The sequence below is a fragment of the Microbacterium sp. NPDC076768 genome, assembly GCF_040687205.1.
Classification (GTDB): Bacteria; Actinomycetota; Actinomycetes; order Actinomycetales; family Microbacteriaceae; genus Microbacterium.
On sequence record NZ_JBFBMU010000001.1, the window covers coordinates 633564 to 656973 of the forward strand.

Below are 23410 nucleotides of genomic sequence, written 5' to 3' on the forward strand. Positions count from 1 at the left end.
GGTTCTCATTCCCCTCTCCTCATAGAATCACTAGGTCAGTACTCACGATCAGCCCGTCTCCCGGGCGTTCGAGGAAGACCTTCATGACCGCGATCACTAACGAACACGGCCTCCGTGCGCGCCTGAAAAGGCTCTCCGGCAGGACCGCTGTTCTCGCGATCGTGCTGGCCGGTTGCTCGTTGGTTGCACCAGCGGCGGCGAGCGCAGCGAATCAGCCATCTGACGATGAGCAGAGCGTGAGTTTGCACGTCTCCGCCGGTCTGCGCGGCGTCACGGCGCCGGGTTCTTCGACCACCGCCATCCTCACGGTCGAGAACGACACCAATTCTGGGTTGTCGGCTGGTCAGGTCCAGGTCGAGATCAACAAAACCCCTCTCGCCGATGAGGCAGCGCTCTCTAGCTGGCTGGACGACAGTGAAGCCGCCGGCGATTTCGAGGTCATCGGGGCCGACGAAACTGGGGCCATCGATGCGGGTGCTGCGGAGACCACGACCGTCTTTGTCCCCGAAGACACGCTGCAAGATCTTGAGCCCGGAACATATCCCCTTCGTGCCGAGCTCACAGGAGCGTCACAACAGGACACGTCAGACATTGTCGCGACCAAAGCGACAAGCGTCTTGGTCGTCGCGGAGTCGCAGAGCACCCAGATTGGTGTCCTGGTACCTATCACCGCGACCCCCGCGGGTGGTGCGCTGCTTAGCGGCGACGAACTCTCGACCCTCACGGCGACCGACGGCACTCTCACGGCACAGCTCGACGGCGTCGCGGGCACCACGGCGGTCTTGGGTATCGACCCCGCTATTCTCACGTCGATCCGAGTGCTCGGCTCCTCCGCTCCCGACACAGCACAAGATTGGCTGGCTCGTTTCGAGAGCCTCCCTAACGAGAGATTCGCATTGCAGTTCGGGGATGCCGACGTGGCAGCCCAAGCACAGGCTTCGCTGCCCACACTGTTGGAGCCCACCACGCTCTCGCCGTTCATCGATCCCGCAAACTTCCCACAGGCGCCGGCAACCGTCGCGCCGACCGCCTCCCCCAGCACGACCACCAGCGCGGAACCGACGCCGACTCCCACTGAGATATCGGCCGTCCCCAGCGAAGAAGAGCTTCTCGCGGTCGCTGGTGCGATGCCGCAGATCGTCTGGCCAGACGGCGCCCTTACTCAGAACGATGTCGTCGCCTTCAGCTCGTATCTCGGTGAAGGAACAGCGACAATCCTCTCGTCCTCAACGGTGGGCGGCCAGAACGCCGCACATGCCGTCGTCGAAGGCGAAGAGCTCCTCGTTACCGATACTGCCGCCTCTGACGCCCTATCTGAGGTCGCGGCAGAGACAGACCAGGTGAGACGCCAGCGTTTGCTTGCTGAGTCTGCTGCACTGCTGGTCATGGCAGAGAAACGCGCACCAGGAGCACCACTGCTCGTCGGCCTTGATCGCGACGAGGATCGATCGGCCGACGCACTGCGCGATGCCGTCTCGGCTGCCGACTCCATTGGTTTCACGCTGTCGGCCCTGCGTGACACTCCTCTTGCAGCGGCCACTGTGACCGCAGAGGCGGATCCGGCCAGGGCCGCCGCTGTCATCAATCTGCTCTCTGATGAGGGGACGCTTTCCGCTTTTTCATCCATCCTCACTGACTCTCAGGTGCTCCTGAGCCCTGAGCGCATGCGCATCATGCGCACCCTCGCCGTTGGCGCATCGGCGGCAGAATTCTCCGAGCGCGTGCAAGCTCATCAGGCCAGAACCACAGGCACCCTTGCAGCCGTGAGCATCCCGCCGTCGAGCACCATTCAGCTGCTCACGGCGAACGCCGATCTGCCGATCGCGGTGCGCAATGATCTGCCGTGGCCCGTCACTGTGCAACTGTTCGCCTCGCCCAGCGATCCCCGTCTTGACGTCCAGCCCTTCGTGGAAGCCGTCGTACAGGCCAACTCCACCACGCGCGTCAAGGTGCCGGTTTCAGCGCGTGTCGGCAGCGGTGAGCTCGACTTGCGATTGAGTCTCTACAGTCCCACTGGAGTACAGATCCAAGACGAACAGATTGTGCGCGTCGCTGTGCGCGCAGAGTGGGAAGCCATCGGCCTCTTCGTCTTCGGTGGTCTCGTTGTGTTGCTGATCGGACTGGGCGTCTTCCGCACCATCCGTCGCAAGCGCCGCGAGTCAGCAGAAGAAGTTGCGATCGAAGACCCGGCGAGCACCGCCCCAGCAAAGGACCCGAATGAGTAGTCTCGGACGCGCGAGCGCCATTATCGGCGCTGGCACTCTGGTGTCTCGCCTCACCGGTCTGCTCCGCAGCATCGTGCTCGTCGGAGTTATCGGCTCGTACAACTCCGGGCCAGCCGACGCGTTTGCGGCGGCCAACACTCTTCCCAACAGCGTCTTCTCGCTCATCTCCGTGGGAATCCTCACTGCGGTCATCGTCCCGCAGATCGTCAAGGCGGCAGCGAACGCCGACGGTGGCAACGCGTTCATCTCCAAACTGTTCACGCTCGGCACGGTCGTTCTCGTCGTCGTTACCGCCATCGCGACGATTTCAGCCCCGTGGCTAGTTCAGCTCGTCGCCGGCGGAGTTCCCCCATCTACTCAGGCTCTGGCAACCGCTCTGGCGTACTGGTGTCTCCCCCAGGTGCTCTTCTACGGCCTATACGCCCTCCTCGGAGAAGCCCTCAACGCCCGCCGCATTTTCGGCCCGTTCACCTGGGCTCCGGTGATCAACAACATCGTCTCGATCATCGGTTTTCTCTTGCTGGGGTGGGTATTCTCCCCCGTCTCCCGGCAGTCCGAGGACTGGACTCCTGAGATGATCGCCATGCTCGGTGGCACAGCCACCCTCGGGATCGCTATCCAGGCGCTCGTACTCCTGCTCTTCTGGCGGCGCACCGGTCTTTCGCTTCGCCCCGACTTCCAATGGCGCGGCGTTGGGCTCGGTGGCGTCGGCAAGCTGGCTGGCTGGACCTTCTTGATGGCTCTCGCGTCGCTCACTGCGGGGATCGTTCAGGGTCGCATCATCAGCGAGGCCTCCGGAAGCGGTGCCTCACTCGCCGTCACGGGTAATGCCTGGCTTATTTTCATGCTGCCTTACTCCGTGATCGTGCTCTCGATCGGGACGCCGTACTTCACCCAGATCAGCGAACATGCTGCGGCCGGACGTCGCGCCGATGTTCTCTCCGACGTCTCCCGCAGCATCAAAACGCTGCTGTTTTTCATTGTCGCTGCGGTCGCCGCGGTGGCTGCAGCAGCGATCCCTGCATCGCGGGTTTTCACCGAGAATCCTTCTGATGCGCAGGGCGCAGCCCTCGTGTTGCTCTGTTACCTCGTCAGCCTCATTCCCCTCACGATTCTCTTCATCGTGCAGCGGACTTTTTACGCCTACGACGACACCCGCACACCCTTCTGGTTCACGATCTTCCAGTGCGTTCTGATCGTGGTGACAGCGCTCACCGCCGCCGCGCTCCTGGCAGCTGGCGTGCTCCCCCTGGTGCAACTTGCCGCCGCGGTAGCGCTCGGGCAGTCGATTGCCAGCATCTTGCAGACGATCCTCGCTACGTGGTTACTCAACCGCAAGCTCGGCGGACTCCAGGTGGGTTCCTGGATGTCTGCCATCGCCCGCTTCTCGGTCGCGGCTATCCCCGCCGGCTTTGCAGGATGGGGCATGTTCTTGCTGCTGGGCGGCACCACCGGCTGGGCGACGTCCGGTGTCATCGCCGCCACATTCGCAACAGCGTTGGTCGGCCTCACCGTAATCATCGTTTACATTGCCCTCCTGGCGGTGATGCGGGCCCCAGAACTCAAGGTCGCCGGCACGCTCGTTCGCCGCTTCCTGCCTGGTCGCTGATTCACGCGGTAGCTACCCCTTCGACACCTCATCGATGTTGTGAGGGAATGTCCCGCGGTTAGCATGGGTTGAAGCAGGCGAAGGTCAACCGACCACATTTTTCTAAGACGGAGAGCACATGCGTCAGGTCATCATCATCGGCTCCGGCCCCGCCGGATTCACGGCTGCGATCTATGCAGCCAGGGCGAACCTCAAGCCGCTGCTCATCGCGAGCTCGGTCGAAGTCGGCGGAGAGCTGATGAACACCACCGAGGTCGAGAACTACCCAGGCTTCCCCGAGGGCATCCAGGGTCCAGAGCTCATGGCGAAGTTCCAAGAGCAGGCAGAGAAGTTCGGCACCGAGGTGCTGTACGACGACGTCACAGAACTCGAAGTGGATGGCCCCGTCAAGAAGGTCACCCTCGGGTCGGGCGCTGTGCACGAAGCGCAGACGCTTATCTATGCCACCGGCTCGGCGTACCGCAAGCTTGGAGTAGAAGGCGAAGAGCGTCTCTCCGGCTACGGTGTCTCCTGGTGCGCCACCTGCGACGGATTCTTCTTCCGTGAGAAGACGATCGCTGTTGTGGGCGGCGGCGACTCCGCGATGGAGGAGGCAACGTTCCTCACTCGCTTCGCCAAGAAGGTCTACGTCATCCACCGCAAAGACTCGCTGCGGGCCTCGAAGATCATGCAGGAGCGCGCCTTCGCTAACGAGAAGATCGAGTTCATCTGGAACAGCGAGATCGCCGAGGTTCTCGGTGCTGACGCCGTCTCTGGTGTGCAGTTGCGCTCCACAGCCGACGGCACACTCAGCGAGCTCGCTCTCGACGGCCTGTTCATCGCGATCGGAAACGACCCGCGCACCCACCTCGTGCACGACAAGCTGGAACTCACAGCAGAGGGAACGATCTGGGTCGACGGACGCTCGTCTCGCACTTCCGTTCCCGGCGTTTTCGCTGCCGGAGACGTGATCGACCCGACTTACCGCCAGGCCATCACGGCTTCCGGCACCGGAACGGTTGCAGCCCTCGACGCGGAACACTTCCTCGCCGACCTCGAAGACGCCTCCGTTGAGGTGCCGGCCGCTGAAGCCGCCGAAATCATCGTCGCCTGAGGGCGGCGGGAACACTTTCCCCTCGCCGGCTGTTGTAGCAGGCGAACCTCGAACCAAGGAGAACTGTGATGAGTGCAAAAGCTACGAGCCAGGCAACCTGGGATCAGGACGTTCTGCAGGCAGACGGTCCCGTTCTGGTCGACTTCTGGGCCGAGTGGTGTGGTCCGTGTCGCATGGTCGCGCCGGTACTGGATGAGATCCAGGCTGACAACCCCGACAAGATCACCATCCTCAAGCTCAACGTTGATGAGAACCCCGAGCTGGCGATGAAGTACCAGATCACCTCGATCCCGGCGATGAAGGTGTTCGATGGCGGTGAGGTCAAGACGACCATCATCGGCGCCAAGCCGAAGTTCGCTCTGGAGCAGGACCTGGCCGCATTCATCGGCTGATCCTTTTCTCAGAGAAAGGGCCGCACCTCTCCGGAGGTGCGGCCCTTTCTCGGTGCCAGCTCAGGAAGCGTCAGCGACTGTCGGATCCCAACGGCGGTGGCGCTCTTTCTCGTCGAGAAGGCCCCACACCGCGGGCGTGAGTTCGGGGTACTCCAGTGCTATCTGCCGCAGTACGCGATAGTGCCGCGCCGCATTAGGACGCACACCGTCGTTTGCTGTGATGTTGTCGGCTCGCAAAAGATAGACAACCAGCTCATCAACACTCGGAAGCTCCTCCATGAACTCCCACGGGTCTTCTCCCCCGAGAAGTCGCTCCTGGATGAGGACCGCAAGCTCGTCAGCCGCTTCTGCCCGCAGCAACTCTAGGCTGGCGCGACGATTTACAGACTCGGTCATACAACAAGCCTACGTCGATCGGCGGCCCGTCCGGCGCGTCACCTTCATGTCTTCTGTCATCTCTTCGAGCTCCTTGCCCTTCGTCTCCGGCACCTTGAAGTACACGAAGAAGAACGACAAGAACGCGAAGAACGCGTAGAAGCCGTAAGCGAAGGTCAGGCCAATTTCTGCGAAGGTCGGGAACGTTGTGGAGATGAAGAAGTTGGCTGTCCACTGCGCCGCGGCCGCGACAGCAAGAGCTCCCGCACGTATGGAGTTGGGGAAGATCTCCCCCAGCAAAACCCAGACCAGCGGTCCCCAGGTAGCGCCGAAGAATACGACAAACCCGTTCGCGCAGATCAAGGCTACGGTCGCCCATGGGTCAGGCAACACAGCCGTTCCTGACGCATCGAGTTCTCCGAACGAGAACGCGAGAGCCATGAGCCCCAGCGTCACCGTCATACCGACCGACCCGACCAACAACATGATGCGACGGCCGATTTTGTCGACGAGCATGATCGCGATGATCGTGACCACGATGTTTGTCACCGATGTAAAGACCGAGGTGAGCAATGCGCTGGACTCGTCAAAGCCCACCGACTGCCAGAGGGTCGTGGAGTAGTAGAAAATGACGTTGATGCCGACGAACTGTTGGAACACTGACAACAGGATGCCGATCCAGACGATGGGCTTCAGACCCAGCCTGCTCCCCCGTAGGTCCCGCAGGGACTCCGAGCGCTCCGTATTGATCGTTCCGGTGATCTCTTTGATCTTGCTGTCGACGTTGACTGTCCCGGTGACCGTCGTGAGCACCTCAGCAGCACGCTTAAGCTCCCCCTTGCGCACGAGATAGCGTGGCGATTCGGGGAGACGTAGCGACATAATGCCGTAGACCACAGCGGGGATAGCTTCCGCCATCAGCATCCATCGCCAGGCGGTGAGACCCCAGAGAGGCTGGTCAGCCGCCCCGGCGAGTCCGGCCAGGAGGGCGTCAGAAAGCAATGCGGTGAAGATACCGGTCACGATCGCCAGCTGCTGGAGCGAGCCGAGACGTCCTCGGATGGCCGCGGGCGATATCTCTGCGATATATGCAGGAGCGATGACCGATGCCGCACCGACACCGAACCCACCGATCACGCGCCAGACGATGAGGTCGATCACACCGAAGGCGAGTCCTGAGCCGATAGCAGAGGCGAAGAACAAAGCCGCGGCGGTGACCATCACTGGTATTCGGCCGTACTTGTTCGAAACCGGGCCAGCGAACCATGCTCCGATGGCACAGCCGATCAGCGCTGATGAAACAGCGAATCCCTTGAGCCCCGTACTCAGGTCGAATCCGGAAACGTCGCCAGCGAGCGCGTCAACGGCGCCGTTGATTACCGCCGTATCGAACCCGAATAGGAACCCGCCGAGCGCTGCGGCGATGCTCACCGCTATGACGCGTCGCTGTATCCCTGCCGGACCTGTGACTTTCGACATTTCATCCCCCTGATCATCGAGATGACGAGAGTCTAGAGGAACGTTCGATAGTCAGGAGGCTACTTCTCGCTACCGTATCCGCCTTCACCGATCTCCTCGAGGATACGGTTCAGGTCCTGAATCGATGCGAAATCGATAGTGACCTGGCCCTTTCGAGCACCGAGCGCAATCTTAACGCGCGTGTTGAGTCGGTCGCCGAGCTTGCCTGCGACCTCATCGAGATAGGCGCGGCGTGCACCAGGAGTCGGCTTGGCCGACTTTGCAGCGCTCGGTTGCGACTTCGCAGCCTCCTCCGTAGCGCGCACCGAGAGGTCTTCATTCACGACCTTGTCGGCAAGGCGCTGCATCGCGGCTGCATCGTCGAGGCTAAGGATTGCGCGGGCGTGCCCAGCAGTGAGCACCCCGGCAGCAACACGTTGCTGGACCGGTACCGGAAGCTTCAGCAGTCGGATGGTGTTGCTGATCTGCGGGCGCGACCGGCCGATGCGTGTAGCCAGCTCTTCTTGCGTGATTCCAAAGTCGTCGAGAAGCTGCTGATAGGCCGAGGCCTCTTCCAGTGGGTTCAGCTCCGAGCGGTGGAGGTTTTCGAGAAGGGCATCGCGTAGAAGATCTTCATCGGCAGTGTCCCGGACGATCGCAGGGATCACATCTAGGCCAGCTTCGCGGGCGGCGCGCGTACGCCGCTCCCCCATGACCAGTTCGTACTCGTTGTCACTGTTCTTGCGCACGACAACCGGCTGGAGCACGCCGAACTCGCGCACGCTGTGGACGAGCTCGGCAAGATCATCGGGGTTAAAGTGCGTTCGTGGCTGACGAGGGTTAGCCACGATGTCGTTGGGGTCAACCTGAATCAGGTGGATCCCTGGCACGGTTTCCAGGTCAGGAGCCGCGGCTTGTGGCTCTGCTGCGGCGTCGGCGGCAGCCTGCCGCAAGCTCGCTCCGGGGAAAAAGACGTCGACGGGACGCTCTGCCTGATCAGTCGTGGGGATAAGGGCACCGATACCGCGGCCCAACCCAGTGCGCTTCGCCATCATTTCTCCTTGTTATGCGTCGTGCGCGACGCGATCTCGACTGCGGCCTCACGGTAGGCGATTGCGCCAGCGGATTGACCATCGTAGGCAATCACCGTTTGGCCAAAACTTGGCGCTTCAGAAACCCTCACCGAGCGCGGTATGACGGTCTCGAGTACCTGATCAGGGAAGTGCGTGCGCACTTCCTCTGCGACCTGCTGCGCGAGACGTGTGCGCCCATCGAACATTGTCAGCAGAATTGTCGATAGGTGAAGCACCGGATTGAGGTGCTTCTGGATCATCTGAATGCTGCCCAATAGCTGGCTGAGTCCCTCAAGGGCGTAGTACTCGCACTGAATAGGAATGAACACTTCGGTCGCCGCCGTGAAAGCGTTGATCGTCAGGAGCCCAAGCGATGGCGGACAGTCAATGATCACGAAATTCATCGGACTGTCGACGAGATACACCTCAAGAGCGCGCCGCAAGCGGTGTTCACGTGCAACCTGTGCGACGAGTTCGATCTCGGCGCCAGCAAGGTGGATCGTGCTCGGGGCGCAGAACAGATTGGGGTCCTCTGGGCTCTCCTGCACAATGTCCGCCAGAGGGACCTCATCGATGAGGACGTCGTACACACTCGGAACGTCCGCGCTATGCGGAACACCGAGAGCGGTAGACGCATTGCCCTGAGGATCGAGATCGATCACCAAAACTTTGGCACCGATAGCTGCCAGCGCCGCGGCTGTGTTGACGGCTGTCGTTGTTTTGCCTACGCCGCCCTTCTGGTTTGAGACCGTCAGTACGCGCGTGTCGCCGCCGAACTCCACAGAGGCAGCTTCGAGAGCCCGCTTCCGAGCAGAGAGGTCAGCGAGCTCCCGCGCAAGCGGCGTATCAATCCCGAACGACTCGTTCGCTGATGTTTTTTCGGATTGTTTCACGTGAAACATCCACTCCTTTCGGGGCCGCGTTCCACTCTAATCGCATCCACCGACGTCCGAGCACGTCGGTGACACATGAGGATCGTTCTAACCCGCAGATTCAGGCGACGCCGGCGGATACTTGGGGGCAACCCGGGGCAATTGACGGAAGTCCGGCACTGTTTCACGTGAAACAGTCACGCACACAACGCGGCAACTACTCGCAGTGCGCGGTCTCCATCGTGCGGGACAGGTAAAGCTGGAGCTCCGCACGTGAAGTCCATCAGCATGTAGCTGCCTTGACCCGGCTAGCACCGAGAATCGTCGAGGTTTCACGTGAGACATTGCTTCTACTCGCTCGATCCCGCGCCGTTGACCTACCCAGCCGCAGGACACACCACACCCAGTGATATCGATGGTGTGGCATGACGCAACCCGGATTCTGCCGGCCGTCAACGGCGGCATGTCTCCGTACTCTCAACCACATCACGCAGGCTAGCCACGGGTGTGGTCGGATAAACGCGTACTCTGCTTTGATGCGTGAGTGCGCGTTCCCCCGAGTAGGCAGGGGTACTGGCCACCGCTGACCGACACTGCTGCTGTTTCGCGTGAGTCGGGACGATCGACATCCGTAGACACAATGTGTTTCACGTGAAACGTACCTCTTGCTCACAACGCGCACACCGACATTACCCCCACTACGCCAGTGTCGCCGGACCGCTAAGCAACGCAGGCATCAGGCACGAGCTGAAGCCAAACCCGATGGGCCGCGCATCAAAAAATGTCGTAGAACCGCGACAGGCACACGGGTCTGACTTTGCAACACACCACGTTGTGCGACATCAGAGATGTTTCACGTGGAACAAACCTCGGTCTAGAAGTAACCGCCGCGATCTCATGCTGCCACGACGTCGCAAGGCCTGTCCCAATCGATGTTTCACGTGAAACATCGACGAGGAAAAGCACGAGTATCTATCTGACCTTGGCTCGGACAACCCGAGTGGCTTCGGAGAGCACATCCTCCCCGAGGATCTCTACTCGCACATCACTGAGTCTGAACTTCTTTATCTGCTTCTGTGCTGCATCGATCTCATCCGACGCTCGCGCGCCCTTGAGCAGGATGAGTTCACCACCGTCACGCACCAACGGAGCAGTAATCGGAATGAGCGTGCGTAGGGCACTCACTGCACGAGCGGTCACCACATCGAAGCTGCTGTGAGGGCGCACATCCTCCGCCCTCGCTCGAAGAACCGTCACGTTCTCGAGGCCGAGCGCATCGACCTGCTCGTTCAGCCACACAACGCGACGCTCCATGGGCTCAACCAGGGTCCACGTCACATCAGGGCGTGCGATCGCCAAGACCAAACCAGGGAGCCCAGCTCCCGACCCAATGTCAGCAACCGAACCAGAGAACAGGGGTGCCGCAATGACGCTGTTCAGTACGTGACGACTCCACAAGCGCGGCAACTCCAAAGGGCCGATGAGCCCGCGCTCTTCCCCGTGTTGGGCGAGTGCAGCCGTAAAGGCTCGCGCTACCTCGATACGATCCCCGAAAAGTTCCTCGGCGCCCGTAGGTTCACTTTCGACATCAGTCATATCGAGATTCCCGAAAAGCGATGTTTCACGTGAAACATCAACGACGACGAAGGACCGTGTGTCGGTCAGCACCCTCGCCGTACGACTCGGAGACCAGACCATGTTCTGCTGCGATGTCATGGACGAGCTTTCGCTCATAACTAGACATCGACGGCAACGAGGCCTGCGAAGAACCTTCATCAAGCTTGCTCGCAGCGGCGAGTACCAAGGTCTCAAGCTGGCGACGGCGGATGTCGCGGGAGCCGGCGATGTCCAGAATCAAACGCGAGAACGACCCGGTCTTGTTCTGAACTGCGAGACGCGTGAGTTCCTGTAGGGCCTGGACGGTTTCGGGCGCAGAGAGTGCAGAAAGCCCCTCCCCCTCAGCCTCGACGGAGACGTACGCACGTCCCTGCCGAACATCGAGGTTCAGGTCCCCATCGATGTCTGCAATATCCAGCAGCTCCTCGAGGTAGTCCGCGGCGATGTCGCCCTCGTTCTCCAGCTGCGCCGTCGTCGGCTCAACGTTCTCGGTAATTACCTCGCTCATGAACCGCTCCCCTTCTTCTTGGCGCGCTTTTTGCCCACAGGCTGCTGGCGCTTCGGTGCCTCTGCCTTGACCTTCTCGGCCTCTTCCAGCAAGCGCTGCTGCTCTGCTTCGTATACAGACATCGGAACAACCTTGCCCGAGGAGTCGATCGCCTTGCCCTTACGTGCAAGACGCTCTTCACGTGCCTTTGCGGCCTCTGAGCCTGGTGTGGGCATCTCGCGGATAACGAGGAACTGCTGTCCCATGGTCCAGAGGTTCGAGATGAACCAGTACACGACGACGCCGAGCGGGAAGAAGATTCCGGAGAAGATGAATCCCAGCGGCAGTACGTAGAGCATGATCTTCTGCATCTGGTACGCCTGGCCGGTCTTGGCCTCAGGGGAAAGGTTCTTCGAAATGATCTGCAGCTGGGTAAAGAACTGCGAGCCGATCATCAGGACGACGAGAGTAACCAGAATGACAATCGCGGTGGTGTTCTGCGCATCAACCGCGTCACCAAGAGTCTCGTGAAGCGAAGCAACGCCAAACAGCTTTGCGTCATAGAACTCTTGCGTAAGTTCCGGGCTCAGAAGACCAACCCCGCCGAGACCCTGCTCGGCATGTTTCCTCACATCGCTCAGCACACTGAACAGCGAGAAGAAAATAGGCATCTGCACCAAGAGCGGAAGACAACTCGACATCGGCGTCGTGCCGTGCTTCTTGTACAGCGCCATCGTTTCGCGGCTCATGGCCTCCCGCGAAAGCTGATCCTTCTTACCGCGGTACTTTTCCTGAACTTTTCGCAGTTCAGGGGCGATTTCCATCATCTTTCGCTGACTCTTGATCTGCTTCACGAAAAGCGGAATAAGAGCGGCGCGGACGACAATAACGAGGCCGACGATTGAAAGAACCCAGGTCAGACCTGAAGCGGCTGGCATTCCCACAGTCGTGAGGAGCGAATGCCACGCGACGAGGATCAGCTCGACCATCCACTTCAGTGGCCAAAGGATGGTGCTGATCAGGTCAAAGCCACCCTCCGCAGGTTCGGGGCTGGGCGTCGCACTGGCGAGCAGAAGGTCAAGACCCACCGATCAGTCCTTTCGGGAAGGGACAACAAAACCGTGAGCGGTTAAGTCGTAACGGAAGTGGTCATGCGGCCGAACGTCGTCGACGCCACCGCTAGTCCAAGGATTGCAGCGGAGAATGCGCCACGCAGAGAGCACCGCTCCCTTTGCCGCACCGTGTTGCTGCACCGCACCTACAGCGTAAGCGGAACAGCTGGGGTAATAGGCACAGACATCTCCATACATCGGAGAGATCACCTTGCGGTACCCAGCGAGAAACCCCAGAACGAGGTTGCGAGGTATCAACGGAACGCTACGAATCGCATCGCTCGGCTGCAACTTCGCGCCACCTATAGAGGATGCGGGAAGAGCACTCATGCGGAGCTCGCACTCGCTGAAGCCGTCAATTTACTAAGACAACGACTGACATCAGCTTCGAGATCGGCAAAAGACGCGCTCGCAGACGCAGGAAGGGCACGGATGACAACATCCGTGCCCTGTGGCACACGCGGCAGTGCCTCAGCGCAGACGGCCTTAAGCCGACGACGCACAGTGTTTCGTACCACCGCGGTACCTACCTGCTTGCTAATGATGAATCCGAACCGTGCGGATCTGTTCTCGCCCGTAACCAACATCGACGTAATGACCCTGGCCCCGCCACAGCGGGAACCACGACGAACGACGAGGCGATAGTCGCTCCCGCGGGTCAATCGATACGGGCGGGCGAGCACAGCAGACTACGCAGAGAGCTCGGTGCGGCCCTTCGCGCGGCGTGCAGCGAGGATGCCACGGCCGGCACGCGTACGCATGCGGGCGCGGAATCCGTGCTTCTTGGCGCGACGGCGGTTGTTGGGCTGGAAAGTACGCTTGCTCATGGAATCACTCCGGGAATACTGCCACCGGATTCACTTCGACCGGAGACATTGGGGAACTGCCAAAAATGGCATAAGTCAACCGACTTAGGGTACGTCTTACCGGCGCACAGAGCAAATCTGGACGCTCGCCCCGGTAGCCGAAGGAACCAACTCTAGGTAATTATCCACAACCTCTGCGCGATCCCCGGGCGCAACACGCGCGCGTCTTTCCGTGGGCAGGTTGCCGTTCACACCCCGGGTGACTACCGTGGCAAACGAAGTTATCCACAGGGACCACAGCCCAGCGGTCCCGCCCCGTTTCCTCGTTCGGAGCGTCATGTCATCACCAGCCCAGCCCGACGTTCCCATCTGGACCACGGTGCAGGAGTTGCTGGTCGATGATGACCGCGTCACTCCCCAGCTCCAGGGCTTCCTTAGCCTCGCTGTTCCTGCAGGGGTGATGTCGGCCACGCTGTACCTCGAGGTCCCGAACGACCTCACTGCAGCGCAGATCAATAAGCGGCTGCGCCTGCCCATCATGGAGGCGCTCGCCCATATCGGCGAAGAAGTGACGTCGTACCGCGTGGTTGTCAACCATGAGCTCGCAGAACAGGCCGCGGCTCCGATGGCCGTCAGCGACTTCGGACGCCACGAGCAAATCCGCGTTGAATCTCCGATGGAGCAGCCCACCCAGCTCCGTCACGAGTCCCGGCTGAACCCGAAGTACACGTTCGATAACTTCGTGATCGGTCAGTCGAACCGCTTCGCCCATGCCGCAGCCGTAGCTGTCGCCGAGGCACCGGCCAAGGCCTACAACCCGCTCTTCATCTACGGCGACTCTGGTCTGGGCAAGACACACCTATTGCACGCGATCGGTGATTACGCGCAGTCGCTCTATGCCGGAGTAAAGGTTCGCTACGTTTCGAGCGAAGAGTTCACGAACGACTTCATCAATTCCATCGCCAACAACCGAGGAGCAGCCTTCCAAGCTCGCTACCGCGATGTCGACATCCTTTTGATCGATGACATCCAGTTCCTTCAGGGGCGCGCCGAGACACAGGAAGCCTTCTTCCACACGTTCAACACCCTGCACGATCACAACAAGCAGGTCGTGATCACAAGTGATGTCGCTCCAAAGCACCTGACTGGGTTCGAAGACCGCATGCGCAGCCGGTTCGAGTGGGGCTTGATCACCGACGTTCAGGCACCAGACCTCGAGACACGCATCGCGATCCTCCGCAAGAAGGCACAGAGCGAGGCCCTCCACATCCCCGATGAGGTGTTGGAGTACATCGCAACAGTGGTGTCGTCCAACATCCGTGAGCTCGAGGGCGCACTTATCCGGGTATCGGCATTTGCCAGCCTCAACCGCTCCGCACTCGACATCTCGCTCGCACAGACGGTGCTTCGCGACATCATCGACACCGCAGAAGACAACATCATCTCCCCGACCGACATCATCACGGCCACCGCTCAGTACTTCAAGCTGACCGTCGATGATCTCTACGGATCAAGTCGTTCGCAACAGATCGCTACTGCACGGCAGATCGCGATGTATCTGTGCCGAGAGCGCACCAGTCTCTCTCTTCCCAAGATCGGGCAGCTCTTCGGAAATCGGGATCACACGACCGTCATGTACGCCTACAAGAAGATCAGTGAGCTCATGAAAGAGCGCCGCTCGATCTACAACCAGGTCACCGAGATCACCACACAGCTCGGGCGTCGATAATCCGATCGCCCGATAGATGCCTCTATGCACATGTGGATAACTTGTGGAATTAGAGCTCCAAAATCGGGACGAACGTGTGCGAAACGTCGAAACCTGTGGATAACTTCGACGAAGTCCCCTTCGCCCCAAAGGTCGAAAACCCGCGGATTCCCCAGGCATTCCACAACTGACAACCGTGTAGTTCCCTACTCGCGATTGATATCCACCGAGTTATCCACAGTATCCACAGCTGTTAACACTGTTAAGGAGTTAAGTCATTAAGGGCGAGATCCCATCACCAGACGATGGGGAGAACTGCTCGACGAATCCTCAAAAGCCCGGCGTAGGGATACACCGCGCTCTGGGGCTAGCATGGGAATCCCTGCACCGGCAGGGACGACGACAACGTGTCACAGATCGATGACAAGGGAGCACCAGTGAGGTTTCAGGTCAACCGCGATGTCTTCAGCGAGGCTGTCTCGTTCGTCGTCAAGTTACTTCCGCAACGAAATCCGCAGCCGATTCTGGCCGGCGTGCTGATCGAAGCGGGCGATTCAGGGCTCACGCTTTCTGCTTTCGACTACGAAGCATCGGCAAGAACCACCATCGAAGCAACGGTGGAGACGCCGGGCACGATCCTTGTTCACGGCCGTCTGCTCTCTGACATTGCCAACCGTCTTCCGAACGCACCAATCGAAATCGCTGTGGAAGACGACGGCAGCATCGCCGTTACCTGTGGATCCGCACGATTCACGCTCGCAGCCATGCCGGTAGAGGAATATCCCTCCATCCCTGAGGTGAACGGATCGTCTGGAGTCGTTCCTGCAGACGATTTCGGCACCGCGATTGCTCAGGTGGGCTTCGCCGCATCACGAGATGATGTGACCCCTGTGCTCACAGGTGTGCAGCTTGAAGTTTCAGGTCAAAGCCTGAGCATGGTGGCAACGGACCGTTACCGCGTCTCGCTTCGTGACGTGCCGTGGGATGGCGAAGCCGTCGAGGCGACCGCGCTCGTGCCGGCACGTACTCTCCTCGAAGTGGGTAAAACCTTCGGTCAGGCAGGCACCATCCAGATTGCGTTCTCTGGCGCAGGCGACCGCGAGATCATCGCCTTCACCGCAGGGAACAAAACCGTCACTTCTTTGCTGATCAAGGGCAACTTCCCGCCGGTTCGACGCTTGTTCCCTGAGCAGACCGACCACTACGCGGTCGTCAACACCGCCGACCTTGTCGAAGCAGTGCGACGAGTCTCGCTCGTCCTCGATCGCGCGGCACCGCTGCGGTTTACGTTCTCTCACGACAGCGTGACCATGGACGCATCCGGCGGAGACCACGCGCGTGCTTCGGAGTCGGTCGACGCGATTCTCTCCGGTGGCGAAGAAGTCACGCTGGGGCTCAACCCGCAGTATCTGATCGAGTCGCTCGGAGCGGTGAAGAGCGAGTTTGTCCGCGTCACTTTCACCTCGAGTGACAACGCCAACAAGCTCAGCCCTGTGCTGATTACCAGTCAGACGTCTGTGGAACAGGCTGGGCTCGACTCGTTCAAGTACCTGCTTCAGCCGAACCTGCTGCTGCGCTGATTGGCGATTACGCACGCACGGTCTCGTTGTCAGTGGCCGAAGGTAGGCTGACTCCGTGATTGTGGAGCACCTGAGCCTGGTTGATTTTCGCAACTACGCGACCGCCGAACTCACGCTCCACCGTGGGCCCAACGTGCTCGTTGGACGCAACGGACAGGGAAAAACTAACCTTGCCGAGGCTGTCGTTTTTCTTGCGACGCTTGGGTCGCACCGTGTGTCTTCGGATGCTCCGATGGTTCGTGACGGACAAGAATTCGCGGTGATCCGTGCGCGACTTTCGCACGGAGAGCGTCGGGTACTCACCGAAGTTCAGGTCAACCGACAGGGTTCGAACAAGGCGCGCATCAACGGCTCGCCCTCGAAGCCCAACGAACTCCCCCGTTACGTGCACGTCGTGCTTTTCGCACCGGAAGATCTGCAGATCGTACGCGGAGATCCCTCGGCCCGTCGGCGCTTTACTGACCAACTGCTTATTCAGCGCACCCCTCGACTTGCTGCGGTTCTTGCGGACTACGATCGCGTGCTCAAACAGCGCAATGCACTGCTGAAGTCGGCGCGAGCGCGCGGAGTACGCGGCGAGGGGCTCAGCACGCTCGAAGTGTGGGACGACAAGCTCGTTGCACTTGGCTCTGAGATCATCACGGCGCGTCAGCGTCTGGCGACCGACCTCCAGCAGCCAGTGGCCGACGCCTATGAAGCGATTGCTGGCGCCGATCATCGTCCGCAACTGCAATGGGCTCTGTCGGTCGGTGGCGGTGATCCGGAAGACGGCGACGATGACGCAGAGAGCGAAACGGCAACATCTTCCGCCGAAAAGCTGACCGATCCGCAGCGAATTGCAGAGCTGTTTCGCGCTTCACTTGCCGCAAAGCGCTCGAAAGAGCTCGAAAGAGGTCTCACGCTTACCGGGCCGCACCGTGATGATTTGGTTCTTCGGGTACGCGACCTGCCAGTGAAGGGCTACGCCTCGCATGGGGAATCGTGGTCAGTCGCGCTCGCACTGCGTCTCGCTTCGGCCGAGTTACTGAGGAGCGAGTCCCCGGCGGGTGACCCTGTTCTCATCCTTGATGACGTCTTTGCCGAGCTCGACGCCGAGCGCCGCCAGCGACTCGCTTCACTCACCGCCGGGTACGAGCAAGTCCTCGTCACGGCGGCCGTCGAAGAAGACATTCCCGAGGTGCTGCACGCGCATGTGGTGCGGATCAATGACGGAACGATTAGCGACGAGCGAACCGTTCAGGAGCAAGGCAAACATGAGTGACGCGCCGACTCCCGCCGCTGAGGTTCCCGAAACGGTGGCGACTTACCTGCGATTGCGCGGGCTGAAACCGAGTTCTCAGAGCTGGAAACGTAAGCGTCGCATTACGAGCGACGATGAAAATGCGCCGTTTACCCCTGGACGCGACCCCGGCTCGCTGGGGGAAGTTCTTGATCGCTTGAGTCGTGACTCTGGATGGCAGATCACGCTTGCGCGTGAAGATCTTGTGCGTCAGTGGGCGGATCTCGCCGGGGCAGACACGGCAAAGCACTCGGAACCGGTGTCGCTGGAGCGCGGTCTGCTCACGGTGAAGTGTGACTCCACCGCCTGGGCGAAAAACCTTCAGTTCATGCGGGCGACGATTCTCACCGAGATTGGGAGACGCTATCCGGAGGCCGGCGTCGAGAACCTCCGATTCATTGGGCCAGACGTACCCTCCTGGAAATGGGGTCCCAGAGCGGTTCCAGGGCGGGGTCCGCGCGATACCTACGGGTAGGACACCACGCAAGGGGTCCGGAACGCTCAGAGGGCCACACGGGGGCTTCTAGCCGTATCTTGCGAAGAAACTCCGCTAGAATGGGAGTTCGCGATACCGATGTGGAGAATGCCCTCTGATGACGCCTGAATCCCCTGCTGACGAGACGGAATCTTCGTCGGAGACCGAGTCCTCGACAATTTCCCCCAAGGTGAAGCAGCCCGGCGAGTACGGTGCCGACTCGATCCAGATTCTTGAGGGTCTTGAGGCTGTCCGTAAGCGGCCAGGCATGTACATCGGATCGACGGGTCCGCGCGGTCTGCACCACCTGGTTTACGAGATCGTCGATAACTCGGTTGACGAAGCGCTGGCTGGTCACGCCGACTCTATTTTCGTGACCATGCTCGCCGATGGCGGCGTACGCGTTGTAGACAACGGTCGAGGAATTCCGGTTGATCCGCACTCCTCTGACCCGAACAAGTCGACCGTCGAGGTGGTTTTGACCATCCTGCACGCCGGCGGCAAGTTCGGCGGCGGAGCATATGCGGTTTCTGGTGGCCTGCACGGTGTCGGATCGTCGGTGGTAAACGCGCTTTCTACACGCTTCGATGTCGAGGTGAAGCAGAAAGGCTTCGTCTGGCGGCACCGTTTTGCCGATGGCGGCATCCCGCAGCAGAAGCTGGAAAAGGGTGAAGAGACAGACGAAACCGGAACCAGCATCACGTTCTGGCCGGACGCAGGGATCTTCACCGAGACCACCGAGTTCGACTACGACACTTTGCGCACCCGTTTTCAGCAGATGGCGTTCCTCAACAAGGGACTGCGCATCGAGTTGCGCGACGAGCGTGAGTCTTCGGCATACGAGGTCGAAGAAGAAGGTGCTCCGGTAACGAAGCAGCCCGGTGATGTCTTCTTCTACGAGCGTGGCCTCGTCGATTACGTCGAGTACCTCAACAAGGTGCGCCGCGCTGAAGTTGTCAACGACGAGATCATCGCGTTCGAGTCCGAAGACACCGCACGGAAGATCTCGCTCGAAGTTGCGATGCAGTGGACCACCTCGTACACCGAGAACGTGTTTACCTACGCGAACACCATCAACACCCACGAGGGTGGCACCCACGAAGAGGGATTCCGCGCGGCGTTGACCACGTTGGTCAACAAGTACGCGCGGGCAAACAACCTTCTCAAAGAGAAAGACGACAACCTTTCGGGCGATGACGTGCGCGAGGGATTGACTGCCGTCATCTCGATCAAGCTGGGCGAGCCACAGTTTGAGGGTCAGACGAAGACCAAGCTCGGAAACACCGAAGCGAAGGCGTTCGTTCAGAAGGTTGTCGGCGATCAGCTCGGTGCCTGGTTTGAACGAAATCCAGCTCAAGCCAAGAACGTTATTCGCAAAGCCATCGATGCTGCTACCGCGCGCCTTGCCGCTCGCAAGGCGCGCGAAACGGCACGTCGCAAGAGCGTCTTTGAGTCAGCGGCAATGCCGGACAAACTCAAGGACTGCACCAGCAAAGACCCCTCGATCAGCGAGATCTTCCTGGTGGAGGGTGACTCCGCCGGTGGCTCAGCGGTGCAGGGGCGCGACCCGCACACGCAGGCGATTCTTGCCCTGCGAGGCAAGATCCTCAACGTGGAGCGTGCGCGTTTGGACAAGGCGCTCGGCAATAAAGAAGTTCAGGCGATGATCCAGGCTTTCGGTACCGGGATTGGTGAAGAGTTCGATATCGAAAAGGCTCGGTACCACAAGATCGTCTTGATGGCCGATGCTGATGTCGATGGTCAACACATCACCACGCTGATGCTCACCCTGCTTTTCCGCTACATGCGCGGGCTTATCGAAGCTGGCTTCGTGTACCTCGCCATGCCGCCGCTCTACCGGTTGAAGTGGACAAACTCGGCACACGAATACGTGTTCAGCGACGCGGAGCGCGATGCGCTCCTGCGCGATGGTCTCTCCAACGGCAAGCGCATCCCGAAAGACGCTGGTATCCAGCGTTACAAGGGTCTCGGTGAGATGAATCCGAAAGAACTGTGGGAAACCACGATGGACCACACCACGCGCACACTGCAGCAGATCACGATCGAGGATGCCGCCGCGGCCGACGAGATCTTCAGCGTACTGATGGGCGAAGACGTGGAATCCCGCCGCAGCTTCATTCAGCGCAACGCCAAGGACGTCCGCTTCCTCGACATCTGACCCGTTTCTGGCTCCCTTCGCATGCGCAGGAAAACGAACCAGAACCGAATGACCGGAAACTGAAGAGAACTTATGACTGACGAAGAACGCCCAGAGCCTACCCACGACCACGGCAAGATCGACCAGGTCGACCTCCAGTCGGAGATGCAGCGCAGCTATCTCGACTACGCCATGGCCGTGATTGTCGGGCGCGCGCTCCCCGATGTGCGCGATGGTCTCAAGCCAGTGCACCGTCGCGTGATCTACGGCATGTACGACGGCGGGTTCCGTCCGGACAAGTCGTTCTCGAAGTGCGCCCGTGTCGTCGGTGAGGTCATGGGGCAGTACCACCCCCATGGTGACTCGGCGATCTACGATGCGCTTGTTCGTCTGGTGCAGCCGTGGTCGCTGCGGTATCCGCTCGCTATCGGACAGGGAAACTTCGGCTCCCCCGGCAACATGGGCGCTGCTGCGCCGCGATACACCGAGACCAAGATGGCTCAACTCGCGCTGGAGATGGTGCGGGACATCGAAGAAGACACCGTCGACTTCGCCGACAACTACGATGGCCAGACGCAGGAACCGACGGTTCTGCCTGCCCGGTTCCCGAACCTGCTCGTCAATGGATCAGTGGGTATCGCAGTCGGAATGGCGACCAACATCCCGCCGCACAACCTTCGCGAGGTTGCTGATGCAGCGCTGTGGGCCCTGGATAACCCCGGTGTCAGCCGCGATGAGTTGTTGGATGGCCTCATTCAGCGCGTTCCCGGTCCTGACTTCCCGACCGGAGCCCAGATCCTCGGTACTAAGGGCATCCACGAGGCATACCGCACGGGTCGCGGATCGATCACGATGCGCGCGGTTGTCAACGTCGAGGAGATCCAGGGGCGCACGTGCTTGGTGATCACCGAGCTGCCGTACCAGGTCAACCCAGACAATGTCGCGGTGAAGATCGGTGATCTGGCCCGCGATGGCAAGATCACCGGCATTGCTGACATTCGTGACGAATCTTCTGACCGCACCGGCCAGCGTCTCGTCGTCGTTCTCAAGCGTGACGCGGTGGCGAAGGTTGTGCTGAATAACCTGTACAAGCACACGCAGCTGCAAGAGAACTTCGGCGCGAACATGCTTGCGATCGTCGATGGGGTTCCGCGCACGCTTGCGATCGACGGCTTCATCACTCACTGGATCTCGCACCAGATCAATGTGATCGTGCGCCGCACAGAATACCGACTCCGCGAGGCCGAGAAGCGCATGCACATTCTGCGCGGTTACCTCAAGGCGCTCGACGCGCTGGATGAGGTTATTGCGCTCATCCGCCGTTCGCAGACGACTCAGGATGCGAACGAAGGACTGCAAAAACTCCTCGACATCGATGACGTGCAGGCCGACGCCATTCTGCAGATGCAGTTGCGTCGTTTGGCTGCTCTCGAACGCCAGCGCATCATTGATCAGGCCAACGAGCTTGAGGCGCAGATCACCGATTACAAGGAAATCCTCGCGGACGAGGGTCGTCAGCGCACGATCATCCGCGAAGAGCTGACTGGCATCGTCGACCGTTTCGGTGACGAGCGTCGGACTCACATCCTGCACGGTTTCGACGGCGATGTGTCGATGGAAGACCTCATCGCCGAAGAAGAAATGGTTGTCACCGTCACTCGCGAGGGCTACATCAAGCGCACGCGCAGCGACAACTATCGTTCGCAGCATCGCGGCGGCAAGGGTGTGAAGGGCGCGCAGCTGCGGGCCAATGACATCGTCGAACACTTCTTCGTGACGACGACACATCACTGGCTGCTGTTCTTCACCGACAAGGGTCGTGTCTACCGCGCGAAGACCTATGAGGTGCCAGAGGCGGGGCGTGATGCCAAGGGCATGCACGTCGCTAACCTTCTTGCGCTGCAGCCAGACGAGAGCATCGCCCAGGTGCTCGACATTCGGGACTACCAGGTCGCTGACTACCTGGCGCTGGCCACGCGAAATGGCCTCGTCAAAAAGACGCGCCTGGATACATACGACACCAACCGTCAGGGTGGCGTCATTGCGATCCGTCTGAACGATGAAGATGAGCTCGTCAGCGCACTTCTCGTGAACGCGGAAGATGACATTCTTCTGATCAGCCGTCGAGGAATGTCGGTGCGCTTTGAGGCAACCGACGAGGCATTGCGGCCGATGGGGCGTGCAACCGCCGGTGTGCGCGGTATGAAGTTCAAGATCGACGAGGATTGCCTGCTCTCCGCTTCGGTTGCGGCACCAGGAAAGTTTGTCTTTGTCGTCACCGACGGCGGCTATGCCAAGCGCACAGCGATCGAGGATTATCGCGTACAGGGCCGAGGTGGAACCGGCATCAAGGTCGCCAAGTTGAACGACGATCGAGGCACGCTTGCGGGCGGTTTGATCGTCGCTGAGGACGACGAGGTCTTGGTGGTTCTCTCCAGCGGCAAGGTGGTACGCTCTGCCGTGGCCGAGGTGCCTGCTAAGGGTCGCGACACCATGGGAGTGCTGTTTGCACGAACCACGGAGGCCGACCGCATCCTCGCAATCGCCCGCAACGGTGAACGCGGCCTTACCGAAGATGAGGCAGATGCGGATGCTGATACCGAGGTCGCCGAGACCGTAGATACCCCCGAGGACACAGACGCATGAGCACAGTGGCTGACAAACTGGCGAAGAAGTCGACCAGAAAGACCAGCGGCAAGCAGGTACGGCTGAGGCTTGTCTACGTCGACTTCTGGTCTGCCGTGAAGCTCTCATTCCTGGGGGCAGTCGCGCTTGCCGTCGTTACCGTGGTTTCGTTCTTTCTGATCTTTTTGGTCTTGCAGGCAACGGACGTGCTCGTCACAACGGAGAAGTTCTTGATCGGTGTGACAGATAACACCTTCGTGCTTTCCGACGTCGTCGGCCTGCCGCAGGTGATGGCATTCGCCGCGGTCGTTGCGATCCTCAATCTGATCGTCTTCACTGTGCTCGGCGCTGTGATCGCCGGAATCTACAACCTTGCGGTGAAGGTCACTGGCGGACTGCTTGTAGGGTTCATGTCTAACTGACCATCGCGGAATGTTTCACAAAGGGCGGATGCTGCGGCATCCGC

21 protein-coding genes are annotated in these 23410 nt (G+C 60.2%); 11 read left to right on the forward strand and 10 right to left on the reverse strand.

Going from position 1 to position 23410, the window contains the following annotated elements:
* Positions 1 to 83 precede the first annotated feature (83 nt).
* The 4 genes from AB0O87_RS03185 to trxA all read left to right on the forward strand — a co-directional run bounded on the left by AB0O87_RS03185 (position 84) and on the right by trxA (position 5319).
* A complete protein-coding gene (locus AB0O87_RS03185) occupies positions 84 to 2225 on the forward strand; it encodes a DUF6049 family protein (protein ID WP_363511659.1) in 2142 nt (713 codons plus the stop codon).
* Complete coding sequence (gene murJ, locus AB0O87_RS03190; RefSeq protein WP_363511661.1) at positions 2218 to 3834, forward strand: murein biosynthesis integral membrane protein MurJ; 1617 nt, start codon at positions 2218 to 2220, stop codon at positions 3832 to 3834. The genes AB0O87_RS03185 and murJ overlap by 8 nt, the downstream gene beginning before the upstream one ends.
* Before the next feature lie 118 nt (positions 3835 to 3952).
* Positions 3953 to 4927 (forward strand): thioredoxin-disulfide reductase, encoded by a 975-nt coding sequence (gene trxB / locus AB0O87_RS03195; protein ID WP_363511663.1) that lies wholly within the window; start codon positions 3953 to 3955, stop codon positions 4925 to 4927.
* 68 nt (positions 4928 to 4995) lie between these two features.
* Positions 4996 to 5319 (forward strand): thioredoxin, encoded by a 324-nt coding sequence (gene trxA / locus AB0O87_RS03200; protein WP_363511665.1) that lies wholly within the window; start codon positions 4996 to 4998, stop codon positions 5317 to 5319.
* Between the two features lie 60 nt (positions 5320 to 5379).
* Here trxA and AB0O87_RS03205 read toward each other — a convergent pair whose 3' ends face one another.
* From AB0O87_RS03205 to rpmH, 10 genes are all read right to left on the reverse strand, one after another.
* Positions 5380 to 5715: a tryptophan synthase subunit alpha gene (locus tag AB0O87_RS03205; protein WP_363511667.1), complete on the reverse strand. Its 336-nt coding sequence runs from the start codon at positions 5713 to 5715 to the stop codon at positions 5380 to 5382.
* A 9-nt stretch (positions 5716 to 5724) separates the two neighbouring features.
* Positions 5725 to 7173 (reverse strand): sugar porter family MFS transporter, encoded by a 1449-nt coding sequence (locus AB0O87_RS03210; protein WP_363511669.1) that lies wholly within the window; start codon positions 7171 to 7173, stop codon positions 5725 to 5727.
* Between the two features lie 59 nt (positions 7174 to 7232).
* Positions 7233 to 8204 carry a ParB/RepB/Spo0J family partition protein gene (locus AB0O87_RS03215; protein WP_363511671.1) on the reverse strand — a complete coding sequence of 324 codons (972 nt, stop codon included), beginning with the start codon at positions 8202 to 8204 and terminating at the stop codon, positions 7233 to 7235.
* On the reverse strand, positions 8204 to 9127 hold the full coding sequence (locus AB0O87_RS03220; RefSeq protein WP_363511673.1) for a ParA family protein: 924 nt from the start codon (positions 9125 to 9127) through the stop codon (positions 8204 to 8206). The genes AB0O87_RS03215 and AB0O87_RS03220 overlap by 1 nt, the downstream gene beginning before the upstream one ends.
* A gap of 942 nt (positions 9128 to 10069) precedes the next feature.
* On the reverse strand, positions 10070 to 10693 hold the full coding sequence (gene rsmG, locus AB0O87_RS03225) for a 16S rRNA (guanine(527)-N(7))-methyltransferase RsmG (RefSeq protein WP_363511675.1): 624 nt from the start codon (positions 10691 to 10693) through the stop codon (positions 10070 to 10072).
* 37 nt (positions 10694 to 10730) lie between these two features.
* Positions 10731 to 11222 (reverse strand): R3H domain-containing nucleic acid-binding protein, encoded by a 492-nt coding sequence (locus AB0O87_RS03230; protein ID WP_363511677.1) that lies wholly within the window; start codon positions 11220 to 11222, stop codon positions 10731 to 10733.
* Entirely contained in the window at positions 11219 to 12289 is a 1071-nt protein-coding gene (gene yidC, locus AB0O87_RS03235; RefSeq protein WP_363511679.1) for a membrane protein insertase YidC, read from the reverse strand. Before yidC ends, AB0O87_RS03230 begins: the two co-directional genes overlap by 4 nt.
* Before the next feature lie 3 nt (positions 12290 to 12292).
* Positions 12293 to 12643 carry a membrane protein insertion efficiency factor YidD gene (gene yidD, locus AB0O87_RS03240; RefSeq protein WP_363511680.1) on the reverse strand — a complete coding sequence of 117 codons (351 nt, stop codon included), beginning with the start codon at positions 12641 to 12643 and terminating at the stop codon, positions 12293 to 12295.
* Positions 12640 to 12996, reverse strand: coding sequence for a ribonuclease P protein component (gene rnpA / locus AB0O87_RS03245; protein WP_363511682.1), 357 nt, complete (start codon positions 12994 to 12996; stop codon positions 12640 to 12642). Before rnpA ends, yidD begins: the two co-directional genes overlap by 4 nt.
* 6 nt (positions 12997 to 13002) lie before the next feature.
* Positions 13003 to 13140: a 50S ribosomal protein L34 gene (gene rpmH, locus AB0O87_RS03250; RefSeq protein WP_013584598.1), complete on the reverse strand. Its 138-nt coding sequence runs from the start codon at positions 13138 to 13140 to the stop codon at positions 13003 to 13005.
* Between the two features lie 316 nt (positions 13141 to 13456).
* Here rpmH and dnaA point away from each other — a divergent pair, with 316 nt between their 5' ends.
* From dnaA to AB0O87_RS03285, 7 genes are all read left to right on the forward strand, one after another.
* The gene (gene dnaA, locus AB0O87_RS03255; RefSeq protein WP_363511684.1) at positions 13457 to 14848 is read left to right on the forward strand and encodes a chromosomal replication initiator protein DnaA; all 1392 of its coding nucleotides are present in this window, start codon (positions 13457 to 13459) and stop codon (positions 14846 to 14848) included.
* Positions 14849 to 15264: 416 nt separating this feature from the next.
* Positions 15265 to 16407 carry a DNA polymerase III subunit beta gene (dnaN, locus tag AB0O87_RS03260; RefSeq protein ID WP_363512905.1) on the forward strand — a complete coding sequence of 381 codons (1143 nt, stop codon included), beginning with the start codon at positions 15265 to 15267 and terminating at the stop codon, positions 16405 to 16407.
* 55 nt (positions 16408 to 16462) lie between these two features.
* Positions 16463 to 17668, forward strand: a complete 1206-nt coding sequence (recF, locus tag AB0O87_RS03265) for a DNA replication/repair protein RecF (RefSeq protein ID WP_363511685.1) — start codon at positions 16463 to 16465, stop codon at positions 17666 to 17668.
* Entirely contained in the window at positions 17661 to 18161 is a 501-nt protein-coding gene (locus AB0O87_RS03270; protein WP_363511687.1) for a DciA family protein, read from the forward strand. The genes recF and AB0O87_RS03270 overlap by 8 nt, the downstream gene beginning before the upstream one ends.
* A gap of 118 nt (positions 18162 to 18279) precedes the next feature.
* Positions 18280 to 20340, forward strand: coding sequence for a DNA topoisomerase (ATP-hydrolyzing) subunit B (gene gyrB / locus AB0O87_RS03275; RefSeq protein WP_363511689.1), 2061 nt, complete (start codon positions 18280 to 18282; stop codon positions 20338 to 20340).
* Positions 20341 to 20412: 72 nt separating this feature from the next.
* Positions 20413 to 22965 carry a DNA gyrase subunit A gene (gene gyrA / locus AB0O87_RS03280; RefSeq protein ID WP_363511691.1) on the forward strand — a complete coding sequence of 851 codons (2553 nt, stop codon included), beginning with the start codon at positions 20413 to 20415 and terminating at the stop codon, positions 22963 to 22965.
* Positions 22962 to 23366, forward strand: a complete 405-nt coding sequence (locus AB0O87_RS03285) for a DUF3566 domain-containing protein (protein ID WP_363511693.1) — start codon at positions 22962 to 22964, stop codon at positions 23364 to 23366. Before gyrA ends, AB0O87_RS03285 begins: the two co-directional genes overlap by 4 nt.
* The last annotated feature ends 44 nt before the right edge of the window (positions 23367 to 23410 follow it).

Bases quoted from the DNA above. Each gene is read 5' to 3' on its own strand.
- dnaA (WP_363511684.1), top strand. From the start codon at position 13,457: ATGTCATCACCAGCCCAGCCCGACGTTCCCATCTGGACCACGGTGCAG.
- AB0O87_RS03270 (WP_363511687.1), top strand. From the start codon at position 17,661: ATGAGTGACGCGCCGACTCCCGCCGCTGAGGTTCCCGAAACGGTGGCG.
- murJ (WP_363511661.1), top strand. From the start codon at position 2,218: ATGAGTAGTCTCGGACGCGCGAGCGCCATTATCGGCGCTGGCACTCTG.
- AB0O87_RS03215 (WP_363511671.1), bottom strand. From the start codon at position 8,204: ATGGCGAAGCGCACTGGGTTGGGCCGCGGTATCGGTGCCCTTATCCCC.
- AB0O87_RS03210 (WP_363511669.1), bottom strand. From the start codon at position 7,173: ATGTCGAAAGTCACAGGTCCGGCAGGGATACAGCGACGCGTCATAGCG.
- yidD (WP_363511680.1), bottom strand. From the start codon at position 12,643: ATGAGTGCTCTTCCCGCATCCTCTATAGGTGGCGCGAAGTTGCAGCCG.
- trxB (WP_363511663.1), top strand. From the start codon at position 3,953: ATGCGTCAGGTCATCATCATCGGCTCCGGCCCCGCCGGATTCACGGCT.
- AB0O87_RS03185 (WP_363511659.1), top strand. From the start codon at position 84: ATGACCGCGATCACTAACGAACACGGCCTCCGTGCGCGCCTGAAAAGG.
- AB0O87_RS03285 (WP_363511693.1), top strand. From the start codon at position 22,962: ATGAGCACAGTGGCTGACAAACTGGCGAAGAAGTCGACCAGAAAGACC.
- AB0O87_RS03205 (WP_363511667.1), bottom strand. From the start codon at position 5,715: ATGACCGAGTCTGTAAATCGTCGCGCCAGCCTAGAGTTGCTGCGGGCA.
- rsmG (WP_363511675.1), bottom strand. From the start codon at position 10,693: ATGACTGATGTCGAAAGTGAACCTACGGGCGCCGAGGAACTTTTCGGG.
- AB0O87_RS03220 (WP_363511673.1), bottom strand. From the start codon at position 9,127: ATGTTTCACGTGAAACAATCCGAAAAAACATCAGCGAACGAGTCGTTC.
- trxA (WP_363511665.1), top strand. From the start codon at position 4,996: ATGAGTGCAAAAGCTACGAGCCAGGCAACCTGGGATCAGGACGTTCTG.
- gyrB (WP_363511689.1), top strand. From the start codon at position 18,280: ATGACGCCTGAATCCCCTGCTGACGAGACGGAATCTTCGTCGGAGACC.
- AB0O87_RS03230 (WP_363511677.1), bottom strand. From the start codon at position 11,222: ATGAGCGAGGTAATTACCGAGAACGTTGAGCCGACGACGGCGCAGCTG.
- gyrA (WP_363511691.1), top strand. From the start codon at position 20,413: ATGACTGACGAAGAACGCCCAGAGCCTACCCACGACCACGGCAAGATC.
- rpmH (WP_013584598.1), bottom strand. From the start codon at position 13,140: ATGAGCAAGCGTACTTTCCAGCCCAACAACCGCCGTCGCGCCAAGAAG.